The organism is Rhodopseudomonas sp. (assembly GCF_013377015.1).
Lineage (GTDB): Bacteria > Pseudomonadota > Alphaproteobacteria > Rhizobiales > Xanthobacteraceae > JARJEH01.
This window is the reverse complement of record NZ_JACABA010000001.1, coordinates 1,555,562-1,569,663: the sequence shown is the minus strand read 5'-3', so window position 1 is coordinate 1,569,663 and position 14,102 is coordinate 1,555,562. Positions and strand designations below refer to the sequence as shown.

Sequence of the window (14,102 nt, the reverse complement as noted above, 5' to 3'; positions counted from 1 at the left end):
TGATTGCTTCGTCGCAACTGCTCCTCGCGACGATGAACTTAACCGTAGTGCAAAGAATCATAAATGACCGACTTCTCCCCCCGTGAAATCGTTTCCGAACTCGACCGCTTCATCGTCGGCCAGCATGACGCCAAGCGCGCGGTGTCGATCGCGCTGCGCAACCGTTGGCGGCGGCTGCAACTGACCGGATCGCTGCGCGAGGAAGTGCTGCCGAAGAACATCCTGATGATCGGCCCCACCGGCGTCGGCAAGACCGAGATCGCGCGGCGGCTGGCGAAGCTCGCCAACGCACCGTTCATCAAGGTCGAGGCGACCAAATTCACCGAGGTCGGCTATGTCGGCCGCGACGTCGAGCAGATCATCCGCGACCTGGTCGAGGTCGCGATCGCGCAGGTGCGCGAACGCAAGCGCAAGGACGTCCAGGCCCGCGCCCAGATCGCCGCCGAGGATCGCGTACTCGACGCGCTGGTGGGACCGGGCTCCAGCCCGGCGACGCGGGATTCGTTCCGCAAGAAGCTGCGCGCCGGCGAGCTCAACGACAAGGAAATCGAGATCGAGACTCAGTCCGGCGGGTCGCCAATGTTCGAAATTCCCGGCATGCCAGGCGGGCAGATCGGCGCGATCTCGATCGGCGACATTTTCGGCAAGATGGGCGGTCGCACCAAGACCCGCCGGCTCAGCGTGGCGGATTCCCACGAGCTGCTGGTCAACGAGGAGTCCGACAAGCTGCTCGACAGCGACAAGCTGGTGCAGGAAGCGATCCACGTGGTCGAGAACAGCGGCATCGTGTTTCTCGACGAGATCGACAAGATCTGCGTGCGCGACGGCCGCAACGGCGGCGACGTGTCGCGCGAAGGCGTGCAGCGCGACCTCTTGCCGCTGATCGAGGGCACCACGGTGTCGACCAAGCACGGCGCGGTGAAGACCGACCACATCCTGTTCATCGCCTCGGGCGCCTTCCACATCGCCAAACCGTCGGACCTGCTACCTGAACTGCAGGGCCGGTTGCCGATCCGGGTCGAGCTCGACGCTTTGACCCGCGACGACATGCGGCGGATTCTGACCGAGCCGGAGGCCTCGCTGATCAAGCAATATGTCGCGCTGCTGCAGACCGAAGGCGTAACGCTGGACATCACCGCCGACGCTGTCGATGCGCTGGCCGACGTCGCGGTCGCGGTCAATTCAAGCGTCGAGAATATCGGCGCGCGGCGCTTGCAGACGGTGATGGAGCGAGTGCTCGACGAGATCTCATTCTCGGCACCCGACCGCAACGGCGAGACCATCCGCATCGACGCCGACTATGTGCAGAAGCACGTCGGCGATCTGGCCAAGAACGCGGATCTGAGCCGATTCATTTTGTGATTTGCCGCTGGCAGGTGGAGCGGCGCAACACTCCTCGCCGTCATCGGCGACCCAGTATTGCACAGCGCTCGACGTTAAACATTGGCGCTCTGGAATACTGGGCCACCCGCTTTCGCGGGTGGTGACGACTGCAAATCGGGCACCGCGGTGCACTGCTTGCAAGCGACTACCGCGCCCGCCGCACCCTCACATACAGCGCGCCTTCGCCTCCGTGACCAATATGGGCCTCCTCGAATCCGACCACCAGGGCGCGGAATTCAGGCAGGCCAAGCCAGTGCGGCACCTGGCGGCGTAACACCCCGCGCTCGGAATCCGGACCTACGCTGCGGCCCTTGCCGGTGATCACCAGCACGAAGGTCAGGCCGTCGCCGCTGGCGCGCTGCAGAAACGCGAACAGCGCATGATGGGCGCGCGACTGCGTCATGCCGTGCAGATCGATCCGGGCCTCGATATCCTTGCGGCCGCGCGACAGATGCGAGCGCTCGCGCCGACCCAACGGCGCCAGCGCTGGCGGCGGCGTTGGGGTCGGAGCCTTCAGCGGTTTGACGATGCGTTTGACCGGATGCGGCTTCGCGGTAGCCGCCGGCTTGGCGGCGACCTCGATCGGCTCAGCTGGCGCAGCCGAAGCCGGCCTCACCACGCGCTGTTTCTTGCGCAGCGGTTTGATCTGTCTGGCAACTTGCTCCCATAACGCACGCTCCTCCTCGCTCAGGCCGCGCTTGCGGCGCGGCGGCGGTTCTGGCGGCGCAGGGCGCTTCATCGACCCCTGCGATGGCGGCGATGCTCATGGTGACGATGGTAATGACGGCGGCTCGCTGTGATCTCCGGTCGCGCTTCCGGCAGCGGAACAGGCTTCGCCTGCGCGGCTGGGATGGCATCCTTGGTATCAGCGTCCTTCGTGTCGGCCGTCTGGTCCTTAGCTGCGACGGTTTGCGGAAACAGCTTCCCGATCTTGTCTGACGGCCGCGCTTCAGGCAGCGGCATCTGGCGGCCCCGCGCCACCGGGTCGAGACTGTTCGGCAGCAGCAGCACGAACCGCATCGCATGCCGCACCCGGCCGGCCACCGTGCCCGCCTCGGCGCCGGCGCCGAAATATAGATCGGCACGCGCTGGACCAACGATCGCCGAACCGGTGTCCTGCGCCACCATCAGCCGGCGGAACGGCGTCTTCGCCTGCTCCGACTCGATCGGCAATTCGCCTTCGATGAAGAACGGCGTGCCGTAGACGTGCAGCGATTTGTCCACCGCGATCGACCGGCCCGGCGTCAGCGGCACGCCCTGCGCGCCGACCGCCTCGTCCTTGTCGGATAGTTTGACTTCGCGAAAGAACACATAGGACCGGTTCTGCCGGCGCAGTTCCTTGGCGCCGTCGGGATTTTCATCCATCCATTGCCGGATCCGCTGCATCGACATCTGTTCTTTCGGCACGATGTTGCGGTCGATCAGGATGCGGCCGACAGGCGTATAGGGGTAGCCGTTGTGGGCATCGTAGTTGATTCGCACCGTGGTGCCGTCCTCGAGCCGGACCCGCGCCGATCCTTGGATCTGCGTGAATAACAGATCGGTCTGGCTCTTCAGCCAGACGATTTCGAGGCCGCGGCCCGCAACGGCGCCGTCCTCGATTTCACCGCGATCGTAATACGGCACCAGTTTGCGGCGGCCGATCTTGCGAAACACCTGGCCCTTGTTGGGCAGGCCCGATGCGCTTTGCCTCACGCCGCGCACGAACAGGTTCGACGGCCGACGATACACCGGAACATTGTAGACGTCGGTCTGGACGCGCGAACCGTCGATCACCGGTTCGTAGTAGCCGGTGACGAACCCGTCGCCCTCGCCGAGACGCGAGATTCGCAGCGGCTGGAAATGTCGTTCAAAGAACCGGCGGGCTTGCGCGACGTCGACAATGTCGGCGGCCTTGGCAGCGTGGCAGGGATCGCGCAGCGACCCACCGAGCGGCTTGGAGTCGACAGTCGGCTTGCGCTGTGCCGCGATCGGCGTGCAGCTGGCACGGAAGGTCTTGAATGCCGCGAACTGGTCGTCGTCACTCCAGCCGGCGATCTCACCCCATGCCACCGGGCTGTATTGGCTGCCGGGGATCTCAAGCGGCCAGATCAGCTGCTTCTTGGGGTGATGATGATGGTGCCGGTGCCGGGCCTCAGCGGCCGAAAACGGCACAAGCAGAATCGCGGCCGCGATCACGCAGGCGGCGACGCGGCGACAATTGGCCTTAGTGAGAGCTTCCCGTTCCAACCAGCTTCCAGTTCGGATCGCGCGAGCCAATGTCGCGTGCAAAGGTCCAAACATCGGTGATATCCGCGACCTGATCCGGGTTGCCGTCGACCACGGCGCCCGCCTTGTCGCGGGTCGCCGAAATCATCTGCGACACGAACCGCACCGTCAGCTGTGCCGCGCGGTCACGGACCTCGGCGCCGACCAGTTCGGCCTTTTCGATCGAAACGAATCGGGTCTCTGTCTTCTGCTCGTGCTTTTCGCGATCCTTGATGACCGTTTCGAAGCTTTCGTAGACCTCGGACGACAGCAGATCCTTCAGCGCACGGCGGTCGCCATTGGCGAAGGCCAGCACGATCATCTCATAAGCGCCCTTGGCACCGGAGAGGAAATGATGCGGATCGAACGAGGAATCCTGTGTGGCGATGGCATTGAGAGCGTGCTCGAGGTCGGAGCCGGGCTCGGCGATTCCCTTCCAGCGATCGCTCGGCGGCACCACATCGGCGGTCGGCGCCAGCGGCGTCTGGTCGATCAGCGAGCCCGGCAACGGCACGACGTTATTGTCCTGCTTGCCTTGAAGAACATCGCGCGCCGCAGCGCGGTCGAACGGCGGCCGCTCGTTGCCGGTGCGTTGGCCCAGCACGTTGCGAAGACGCAGGAAAATAAACACCGCGAGTGCCAGGAAGATGATGGTGTAAATATCCACGTCGCATTCACTTTCTGGTCGGCGCCAGCGCGGGGCCGGCTTAGGTGCGTCTCCGGGGAGACGAATTGGGACGGCAAGGTCTAACCCTCACCATGTAGGCATGAACTGCGCCGAGCCAATGGTGCGTTTTCTCACAAACAAACGCATTGGCGAAGCCCGTCAAATTGGCGCGCGGGCCGTTGATTCCGACGAATTGTACGCGTTTCGCCCCTGCGGGGAAACCGGATCATGGTGGGAAATCCCGCCTATTCAACCGGCCGGCAATTGCGAGCTCCCGAGCAAGCTGCGGTCGTACAGCGCCGGAAAATCCTCGTGCGGGCCCCGGTTTCGCCAGGTTGATGCTTCCGCCCACCTTGTGGACCGCCGCGGGGCTATGATAGCCACTCGCCCCGACGGAATCTCTTGCCTTTCGCGCGATTTCCGGCGCAAGCCGGTCGCAGCTGCCTGAAAACGCTTCTGGAGAGACATCAATGACCAACGGTAACGGAACCCCTCCTGAAGGCGGTCCTCCCCCGCAGCTCAACGTGCTGGCGCAGTATACCAAGGACCTGTCGTTCGAAAATCCGAATGCCCCGGCCTCGCTGGCGCCGCAGCAACAGCAGCCGGCGATCAACATCCAGATCAATGTCGGCGCCAATACCATCGCCGAGAATGAGTTCGAGGTGACTCTGTCGATCGAGGGCAAAGCCGAAAATGGCGATGCCTTGATGTTCAGGTTCGAGCTCGCTTATGCCGGCGTGTTCCGCATCCTCAACGTGCCGCAGGAGAATCTTCACCCGCTGGTGATGATCGAATGCCCTCGGCTGCTGTTCCCGTTCGCCCGGGAGATCATCGCGACCGCGGTGCGCGACGGCGGCTTCCCGCCGCTGATGCTCGATCCGGTTGATTTCGTCGGACTGTACCGGCAGAACATGGAGCGGCAGGCGGCCGCGCAACAGGGCAAGCCGAGCTGATCGGACTCCCCGTCAGGCCAGATAATCGTTCCAGATCAGCTTGTCGCCAAGCGTGGCGGCAAACGCCCGATGTTCAGCGCGAGCGGCCTCGCTGACGCGCGGCGCGAGCGGCAGCTGCCGCTGCCGGCGCGGGGCCTCGCCTTCCCGGATGGTGCGGTCGGCCTGGGTTTCGGCGAGAATCAGCTGCGACTGCCGGGCGCCGATCAGATCGATATAGACCTCGGCCAGCAATTCGGCGTCGAGCAGCGCGCCGTGCTTGGTGCGGCGTGAATTGTCGATCGCATAGCGCGAACATAAATCATCGAGTCGGTTCGAGACGCCGGGATGCTTGCGTCGCGCCAGTAACAGCGTATCGACCAGTCGATCGCGCGGGATCGGTGGCCGCGAAATCCGCGCCAGCTCGGCATTGATGAACCCGATATCGAACGAGGCGTTGTGGATCACCAGCGGCGTGTCGCCGATGAATTCCAGGAACTCGTCGACGACCTCGGCGAACCGCGGCTTGTCGGCTAGAAACTCGCCGGACAGGCCATGTACAGCGAACGCTTCCGCCGGCATGTCGCGTTCCGGGTTGATGTGGCGGTGAAAGCTCTGGCCGGTCGGCATCCGGTTGAAGATCTCGACGCAGCCGATCTCGACCAGCCGGTCGCCGCGGAGCGGGTCGAGGCCGGTCGTTTCGGTATCGAGGACGATCTCACGCATCTATTTTGCCAATCAGGCAGCGAATCACGCCCGCCGCTGTGGCATCCTAGCAGCCTGGCTGAGAATTTCGCGGATTCGGACGCGTACCGGATCGAGTCCGTGCGAAGTATCCACCACGAAATCCGCGCGTTTGCGCTTTTCCGCGTCGGGCAATTGCCGCGCCAGGATGGCGTCGAGTTTCTCCGGCGTCATATTGTCGCGCGCGAGGATCCGTTCGCGCTGCAGCTCGGGCGTGGTCGAGACGACCACAACCGCGTCGACCCGCTTCTCGCCACCGGTCTCATACAGCAGCGGCACGTCGACCACGGCGATCGGCGCACCGGAGCGTTCCGCATCGTCGAGGAATTTCCGGTGATAGGCGCCGAGCATCGGATGCACGATCTGCTCCAGCCGCTGCATCGCCGCCGGATCATGCACCACCTGCGCCGATAGTTTGGCACGATCAACCTTGCCGTCGACCGTGGTGCCGGGAAACGCCGCCTCGATGGCGGGGACCGCCTCGCCGTCATAGACCATGTGAACGGTGGCATCGGCGTCATAGACCGGGACGCCGGCTTCCGCGAACAGCTTCGCGGTGGTGGACTTGCCCATTCCGATCGAGCCGGTCAGACCAAGGATCAGCATCGATCCGCTCCCCGTTTTTTGTTTTCGTTACAGCGCGAGCAGTTTCTGCCGTCGCAGGAATCCAAGCAAGGGCAGCAGCGACAGGCCGAGAATGGTGAAATGATCGCCGTGGATGCCGTCGAACAGATGCACGCCGAGACCTTCGACCTGATAGGCGCCGACGCTCGACGTCACCGTATCGCCGGCCGCATCCAGATAGGCCTCGATGTCACTGGCGCCGAGTGGTCGCATCGTCATCCGCGCGATCACCACGTCGGCGAACAGGGTCTTGCCGTCGCACACCAACGCGACCGCGGAATGCAATTCATGACGGCGGCCGGCGAGTTCGCGCAACTGCTTTGCTGCCTCGGCGCGATCGGCCGGCTTGTTGAAGCTGTGTTCTCCGAGCGCCAAGGTCTGATCAGCCCCGAGCACGAAACGCCCGGGATGGCGGCTGGAAACCGAGGCGGCTTTTTCTTCGGCGAGCAAAGCTGCGATTTCGCCCGGCGACGACAGGCCGGATGCTTCAGCGATGATGCGTTCGTCGATCGCGGCTGGAATGGCCTCGAACGGAATCCCGGCATTGGCCAACAGTGACTGCCGGGCGCGGCTTTGCGAAGCCAGAATCAGGGGCTGCGACGCCAGCCACAACGTCATTCGTGGGTCCTCTGACGTTGCCGGTCAGCGAGCAATTTCATGATCGCGGCCGCGGTTTCCTCGATCGATCGGCGGGTGACTTCAAGCAGCGCCCAGCCGTATTTGGCACTCAGTCGCCGCGCCAGCGCCACTTCGTCGGTCACCGATTGACGATCAGTATAGGTGTCATTGCCGCTGCTGGCGCCCATGCTCAGCAGACGATTCTGACGGACCTGAATGAGCCGTTCCGGGGTGGCATGAAGGCTGACCACAAGCGGCTTCTTCAGCGTCTCCAGCTGATGTGGAATTGCGATCCCGGCGACCAGCGGCACGTTCGCGGTGCGGATGCCGCGGTTGGCGAGATAGATCGAGGTCGGTGTCTTCGAGGTCCGCGACACGCCGACCAGCACCACGTCCGCCTCTTCCAAGCCTTCGACGTGTTGGCCATCATCGTGCATCATCGAATAATTCAGCGCGTCGATTCGCTTGAAATATTCCGCGTTGAGGGTGTGCTGGGCGCCGACGCGCCCGGTGGTGGCGGCGCCGAGATAGGCCTGGAACAGTTGCATCACCGGACCGATGATTGACAGGCTCGGGCTGTTGATCTCGTGACACTTGGCCTCGAGGCGTTCAACCAGATCCTTTTCCAGCAAGGTGAATAGCACGATACCGGGGGCTTCCTCGATTTCAGCGAGGACGCGGTCGAGCTGCTTCTGGCTGCGCACCAGCGGATAGACGTGTTCGACCGGGGTGACATTGGCGTATTGCGCGGCCACGGCGCGGGACACCGTGATCAGCGTTTCGCCGGTCGAATCGGAGACCAGGTGAAGATGAAAATAGCTGCCTTCGGTCGGCATTCTAACCCTGTATATCCTGTGAAAAGCTGTGGGGCTGGGGCCAGATTGCGGCGCCTTGGCCGGCGGGCTCGGGATAACCCGGTTTTTTCTTCACAGGCCTCGTGTGAGGAGACGATTCCGGAGTGCTGGGAATGTTAGCGGGGTTATGTGGATTTGTCTCTTGATAAAGCGGCTAACCGGGGGCGCAACTGTCTGACTCCAGTCGCGTTATCAGGATTCTCCAGAACGTGGTGCTGTCACCGTGGGGTTGTGAACAAAATACTGAAAACTCATGGACAGCGTTGCGTGGGCCTAATCCACTGTCACTTAGACTCAGACCTAAGAATCTATAACTATTGTTTTAGAAAAGGACGGCTTGCGAACAAGTCTATCTTCGAGCATTCCGATATTGCCCATGTTAGGCATGGCGTTCCGAAGGATCGGAAAAACATAGGGCTGCCGATCGGCAGCGGCGAGACGACCGAATGGCTGATCTGTTGTACCCGTGGCTGAAGGCGCTGCATGTGATCGCGGTGATTTCCTGGATGGCCGGAATACTCTACATGCCGCGGCTGTTCGTCTACCATTGCGATGCCGAGATCGGATCGAAGCAGTCCGAAACCTTCAAGATCATGGAACGGCGGCTGTACAAGGCGATCATGACGCCGGCGATGATTGTCGCTTGGATTGTCGGGCTGTACATCGCCTGGGACCGGCAGTTCTTCGCGGAACCATGGTTTCACGGCAAGCTCGCGATGGTGGTGGCGATGACGGCGATCCACTTCTTCCTTGGTCATTCGGTGAAGGCTTTCGCCGCCGACAAGAATCGGCACGGACATAAATTCTATCGTATTATCAATGAAGTACCGACATTATTGATGATCTTTGTGGTGCTTCTTGTGATCGTCAAACCGTTTTAGGTCGGGCCAGGCGCGGGGCGAATACGGAACGCCTTGCGTGAGACCACCTGATTTTCTATAGTGCGGCCATCCCACCCCACGCAGGCGGATGTGGTTGCGAACCGGTTTTGTCATACACCGGCCGCCGCATCAGGTTTGAAGCCTCTCCGCACCTTCGTTGCTCAAGACTTCGTTTCTGAAGACCTGCGGACTCCCCTGATAGCTCGGCGTCAGCACTTTCTTCCACCTCGCGACTCCCCTCCCCCGATTTTCCACAGGACCATCCCAATGCGGGAAATGAAGCTTCAAGACCTCAAGGCCAAGACGCCAGCCGAACTGGTGTCATTCGCGGAAGATCTGGGGGTCGAAAACGCCAGCACGATGCGCAAGCAGGAGCTGATGTTCGCCAGCCTCAAGCAGCTTTCGGCGAAGGAGACCGACATCATCGGGGAAGGCGTCGTCGAAGTACTGTCCGACGGATTCGGATTTCTGCGGTCGCCCGATGCGAATTATCTGCCTGGTCCGGATGACATCTATGTTTCGCCGTCGCAGATCAGGCGATTCGGCCTACGGACCGGCGATACCATCGAGGGCCATATCCGCAGCCCGAAGGAGGGCGAGCGCTACTTCGCACTGCTGAAGGTCAACACGCTGAACTTTGAGGACCCGGAGAAGTCAAAGCACAAGGTCAATTTCGACAATCTGACACCGTTGTTTCCGGATGAACGCTTCCGCCTCGAGCTGGAGGATTCGACCCGCAAGGATCTGTCAGCGCGCGTCATCGACATCGTCGCGCCGATCGGCAAAGGCCAGCGCGCCTTGATCGTGGCGCCGCCGCGGACTGGCAAGACCGTGCTGATGCAGAACATCGCGCATTCGATCACAGCCAATCATCCGGAGTGCTATCTGATTGTGCTGCTGATTGACGAGCGGCCCGAAGAAGTCACCGATATGCAGCGCTCGGTGAAGGGCGAGGTCGTGTCCTCGACCTTCGACGAACCCGCGGTGCGTCACGTCCAGGTCGCCGAGATGGTGATCGAGAAGGCCAAGCGGCTGGTCGAACACGGCCGCGATGTCGTGATCCTGCTCGACTCGATTACGCGTCTGGGGCGCGCCTACAACACGGTGGTGCCGTCTTCCGGCAAGGTGCTGACCGGCGGCGTGGACGCTAACGCGTTGCAACGGCCGAAGCGGTTCTTCGGCGCCGCGCGCAACATCGAAGAGGGCGGTTCGCTCACCATCATCGCCACCGCGCTGGTCGATACCGGCTCGCGTATGGACGAAGTGATCTTCGAAGAGTTCAAGGGAACCGGCAACTCGGAACTGATTCTCGACCGCAAGGTCTCAGACAAGCGGACCTTCCCGGCGATCGACATTTCGCGCTCGGGCACCCGCAAGGAAGAGCTGATCACTGATCCGCAGCTGCTGAAGAAGATGTACGTGCTGCGCCGAATCCTGAATCCGATGGGAACGATGGATGCCATCGACTTCCTGCTCGACAAGTTGCGCAACACCAAGAACAACGCCGAATTCTTCGAGTCGATGAATACCTGATCGGCTGGTTCGGATTGGTTGAAGGCGTCCCGCGCGAGCGGGGCGCCTTTTGTTTTGCTGCAAGGTTGCTGCAAGATCGGATCTCGACTGCCCGCAAACTGCGTTGCCTTTTCGGTGGCTCGGCGGCAAGAGAGGCGATGCATCCGCGGGACCAGACGATCTTCGCCCTGGCATCGGGCCGGCCGCCGACTGCGATTGCCATCGTTCGGGTGTCGGGCTCACGTGCCGGGGACTTGCTGCGCGCGCTGAGCGGCAGCAATCCGCCGCCGCGCGTTTCTACGCGCGCGCTATTACGCGATCAGAATCAAGAGCTTATCGACGACGCCCTGGTCCTGTGGTTTCCCGCGCCGGCAAGCGCGACCGGCGAAGACGTCGCCGAGTTTCATGTCCATGGCGGCCGCGCGGTGCTCGTAGCGCTGTTTTCTGCGTTGGCGTCGTTCGACGATGTGCGACCGGCGGAGCCCGGCGAGTTCACCCGGCGCGGTTTCGAGAACGGTAAGCTTGATCTGACCGAAGCCGAGGGGCTCGACGATCTGATCCACGCCGACACCGACCAGCAACGGCGCCAGGCGTTGCGGCAACTGAAGGGTCTGCTCGGCGACCGTGCGCGGCGTTGGCGCGAGCAGATCATCGAAGCAGCGGCGCTGATCGAGGCCGGGATCGATTTCTCGGATGAAGGCGACGTCGCGGGCGAGCTGATGGCCCCGGCGTTGCGACGGATCGCAGCACTGCGCGGCGAGATCGAAGAAGTGCTTGGGGCGCAGGGGCGAAGTGAGCGGCTACGCGACGGTTTGGTGGTGGCGATCGCGGGGCCGCCGAATGTCGGCAAGTCGACGCTGATGAATCAGCTGGCACGGCGCGAGGTCGCGATCGTGTCGCCGCATGCCGGCACCACGCGTGACATCATCGAGGTGCAGTTGGATCTCGGCGGCTATCCGGTGACGGTGATCGACACCGCCGGGATTCGTGACAGCGACGATCCGGTCGAGCAGGAGGGCGTGCGGCGGGCAAAGGTGCGGGCGGCGGAGGCCGATCTGGTGCTTTGGCTGAGTGTCGGCAATGGCGTGGATAAGGGTGAGGGCTTCGGTGGGGAAACCGTGGTCTGGAACGTGCGCAACAAGATCGATCTCGAGCCGGCGAAAGCCGATGATTCGGCGGTGGGGAATGTTGCGGCGAACCGAGGGCGGCTTGAGGCTGAGTTGGGGCAGCCGGACGGAGATCATCCGGCGGCAATCTATCGGATTTCCGCCAGTCGGGGCGACGGGGTTCCCGAGTTGGTGGGGCGTCTGCAGGGGTTCGCTGAGGTTTTTTTTGGTGTCGGCGCGGGCGTGTTGATCAGTCGAGAGCGGCACCGGCAGTTGCTGCAGCATGCTGCGGTTGCGTTGCAGTGCAGCATGGAGGTTGGGATCGGTGTGGAAGTCGTTGCGGAGGAGTTGAGGGTGGCGGGCAACACGCTTGGGCGCCTGTTGGGGCGGGTGGATGTCGAGGAAGTGCTCGGAGAAATCTTCAGTCGATTTTGTGTAGGTAAATAATATTTCTTTATTCATTTTTATATATGATGAATATATATTTATTTCTTTGTTTTCGAAATTGAGGGATGGCGGTTGTTTCACGTGAAACATCGATCTCAGTTGACTGCAGCCAAAGGTAAGTTCCCGCTTCAAGGCACCGCAAACCTGCGCTAGAAGCCTGCGATGCGGAATTCGTTTGATGTGATCGTGATTGGAGGCGGCCACGCCGGCAGCGAGGCGGCAGCAGCGTCCGCGCGTCTTGGCGCCCGCACCGCGCTGGTCACCCATAAGTTCGCGACCATCGGCGCGATGTCGTGCAACCCGGCGATCGGCGGGCTCGGCAAGGGTCATCTGGTCCGCGAGGTCGATGCGCTCGACGGGTTAATGGGTCGCGCGGCTGACGCCGGCGGAATCCAGTTCCGAATGCTCAATCGTCGCAAGGGCCCCGCTGTGCGCGGGCCGCGCGCGCAGGCCGACCGCAAGCTCTACGCTGGCGCGATCCAGGCCGCGATCCGGGAGACCGCAAATCTCAACGTGATCGAATCCGAGGCCGACGACCTTCTGGTCGACGCCGGACGAGTAACCGGTATCAAGCTTGCCGATGGCCGCGAACTCTCCGCTGGCGCGGTGGTGATCACCACCGGGACGTTTTTGCGCGGGCTAATCCATCTCGGTGAACGGAGCTGGCCGGCCGGCCGGATCGACGAGGCCCCGGCGCTGGGGCTGTCGGTCGCGTTCGAGCGGATTGGATTCACCCTCGGTCGATTGAAGACCGGCACGCCGCCACGGCTCGACGGCACCACGATTGATTGGTCCGCGGTCGAGATGCAGCCCGGTGACGACCCGCCAGAGCCGTTTTCGGTGCTGACCAAAGGAATCACCACGCCGCAGATCCAGTGCGGCATCACCCGAACCCTGCCGGCCACGCATGACCTGATCCGGGCCAATGTCCATCGCTCGCCGATGTATTCGGGTCGGATCCAGAGCTCGGGGCCGCGCTATTGTCCCTCGATCGAAGACAAGATCGTCCGCTTCGGCGATCGCGAGGGGCACCAGATCTTTCTCGAGCCTGAAGCGCTCGACGATAGCACGGTCTATCCCAACGGGATCTCAACCTCGCTGCCGGAAGAGGTGCAGCGGGCGATCCTGGCGACGATTCCCGGCCTGGAGCGGACCAGGATGGTTCGGCCCGGCTATGCGATCGAATACGACCATGTCGATCCGCGCGAACTTGATCCGACCCTTGAGAGCAAACGGCTGCGTGGGGTGTTCCTGGCCGGCCAGATCAACGGCACGACGGGCTATGAAGAGGCCGCCGCCCAGGGGCTTGTGGCCGGCCTAAACGCGGCCATGACCGCCAGTGGTGGCGACGGAATCGTGTTCGACCGCGCCGACGGTTATCTCGGGGTGATGATCGACGATCTGGTGACCCGCGGGATCACCGAGCCGTACCGGATGTTCACCTCGCGGGCGGAATACCGGTTGACGCTGCGGGCCGACAATGCCGACCAGCGGCTGACCGACAAGGGCATTGCGCTCGGCTGCGTCGGCGCAGAACGGGCCGGCTTTCACCGCGGCAAGATGGCGGCGCTGGAAGAGGCCAAGGCGCTGGCGCAATCGCTGTCGATCACGCCGAACGAGGCGGCCAAGCATGGGCTGGCGCTCAATCGCGACGGAGTTCGGCGCTCGGCGTTCGAGCTGCTGGCCTATCCCGAGATTGGTTGGGCCGAGATCCGGGCGGTCTGGCCCGAATTGGGCTGTGTCGCGCCCCCGATCGCGGTGCATGTCGAGATTGATGCCAAATATGATGTCTATCTGAAGCGCCAAGACGCCGACGTCGAGGCATTCCGCCGCGACGAGGGGCTGTTGCTGATCGACATCGATTATGCGCTGGTGCCGGGGCTTTCCAATGAAGCTCGTAACAAGCTGGAAAAGGCCCGTCCGCGCACCGTCGGCCAAGCTGGCCGTCTCGACGGCATGACGCCGGCGGCGGTGGGGATCCTCGCCGCCTATCTTCGCCGCGAAGCGCGAAAGAGGCCGGGTGTGGCGGCGGGCTAATTGTTTCACGTGAAACGGGATTGGGCGGCCATAGGCCCGCGGTAAACGATCTG

The 14,102-nt window shown here is 62.7% G+C and carries 13 protein-coding genes; 6 read left to right on the top strand and 7 right to left on the bottom strand.

The window, feature by feature from the left end:
- The first annotated feature begins 63 nt into the window (after window positions 1-63).
- Complete coding sequence (gene hslU, locus HXX15_RS07500; protein WP_296514345.1) at window positions 64-1,362, top strand: ATP-dependent protease ATPase subunit HslU; 1,299 nt, start codon at window positions 64-66, stop codon at window positions 1,360-1,362.
- 166 nt (window positions 1,363-1,528) lie between these two features.
- Here the strand turns inward: hslU and HXX15_RS07495 are convergent, their stop codons facing one another.
- The 3 genes from HXX15_RS07495 to HXX15_RS07485 are packed head-to-tail and all read right to left on the bottom strand — an operon-like array spanning window position 1,529 to window position 4,297.
- Complete coding sequence (locus HXX15_RS07495) at window positions 1,529-2,122, bottom strand: Smr/MutS family protein (RefSeq protein ID WP_296514343.1); 594 nt, start codon at window positions 2,120-2,122, stop codon at window positions 1,529-1,531.
- The gene (locus tag HXX15_RS07490; RefSeq protein ID WP_296514341.1) at window positions 2,119-3,666 is read right to left on the bottom strand and encodes an MltA domain-containing protein; all 1,548 of its coding nucleotides are present in this window, start codon (window positions 3,664-3,666) and stop codon (window positions 2,119-2,121) included. Before HXX15_RS07490 ends, HXX15_RS07495 begins: the two co-directional genes overlap by 4 nt.
- On the bottom strand, window positions 3,590-4,297 hold the full coding sequence (locus HXX15_RS07485) for a Tim44/TimA family putative adaptor protein (protein WP_296514339.1): 708 nt from the start codon (window positions 4,295-4,297) through the stop codon (window positions 3,590-3,592). Before HXX15_RS07485 ends, HXX15_RS07490 begins: the two co-directional genes overlap by 77 nt.
- A 470-nt stretch (window positions 4,298-4,767) precedes the next feature.
- On the opposite strand from HXX15_RS07485, the gene secB reads away from it, so the two are divergent.
- A complete protein-coding gene (gene secB / locus HXX15_RS07480) occupies window positions 4,768-5,250 on the top strand; it encodes a protein-export chaperone SecB (RefSeq protein ID WP_296514337.1) in 483 nt (160 codons plus the stop codon).
- Window positions 5,251-5,262: 12 nt separating this feature from the next.
- Here the strand turns inward: secB and dnaQ are convergent, their stop codons facing one another.
- The 4 genes from dnaQ to HXX15_RS07460 are packed head-to-tail and all read right to left on the bottom strand — an operon-like array spanning window position 5,263 to window position 8,048.
- On the bottom strand, window positions 5,263-5,952 hold the full coding sequence (dnaQ, locus tag HXX15_RS07475) for a DNA polymerase III subunit epsilon (RefSeq protein WP_296514335.1): 690 nt from the start codon (window positions 5,950-5,952) through the stop codon (window positions 5,263-5,265).
- A 24-nt stretch (window positions 5,953-5,976) separates the two neighbouring features.
- Window positions 5,977-6,576 carry a dephospho-CoA kinase gene (coaE, locus tag HXX15_RS07470; protein WP_296514333.1) on the bottom strand — a complete coding sequence of 200 codons (600 nt, stop codon included), beginning with the start codon at window positions 6,574-6,576 and terminating at the stop codon, window positions 5,977-5,979.
- Between the two features lie 27 nt (window positions 6,577-6,603).
- Complete coding sequence (locus tag HXX15_RS07465) at window positions 6,604-7,212, bottom strand: Maf family protein (protein ID WP_296514331.1); 609 nt, start codon at window positions 7,210-7,212, stop codon at window positions 6,604-6,606.
- Complete coding sequence (locus HXX15_RS07460; RefSeq protein WP_296514326.1) at window positions 7,209-8,048, bottom strand: pyruvate, water dikinase regulatory protein; 840 nt, start codon at window positions 8,046-8,048, stop codon at window positions 7,209-7,211. The genes HXX15_RS07465 and HXX15_RS07460 overlap by 4 nt, the downstream gene beginning before the upstream one ends.
- A gap of 464 nt (window positions 8,049-8,512) precedes the next feature.
- Between HXX15_RS07460 and hemJ the strand changes: the two genes are divergently transcribed.
- From hemJ to mnmG, 4 genes are all read left to right on the top strand, one after another.
- A complete protein-coding gene (gene hemJ, locus HXX15_RS07455; RefSeq protein WP_296514323.1) occupies window positions 8,513-8,947 on the top strand; it encodes a protoporphyrinogen oxidase HemJ in 435 nt (144 codons plus the stop codon).
- Window positions 8,948-9,214: 267 nt separating this feature from the next.
- Complete coding sequence (rho, locus tag HXX15_RS07450) at window positions 9,215-10,480, top strand: transcription termination factor Rho (RefSeq protein ID WP_296514319.1); 1,266 nt, start codon at window positions 9,215-9,217, stop codon at window positions 10,478-10,480.
- Between the two features lie 137 nt (window positions 10,481-10,617).
- Complete coding sequence (gene mnmE, locus HXX15_RS07445) at window positions 10,618-12,012, top strand: tRNA uridine-5-carboxymethylaminomethyl(34) synthesis GTPase MnmE (protein ID WP_296514316.1); 1,395 nt, start codon at window positions 10,618-10,620, stop codon at window positions 12,010-12,012.
- A gap of 162 nt (window positions 12,013-12,174) precedes the next feature.
- A complete protein-coding gene (mnmG, locus tag HXX15_RS07440; protein ID WP_296514314.1) occupies window positions 12,175-14,049 on the top strand; it encodes a tRNA uridine-5-carboxymethylaminomethyl(34) synthesis enzyme MnmG in 1,875 nt (624 codons plus the stop codon).
- Window positions 14,050-14,102 lie beyond the last annotated feature (53 nt).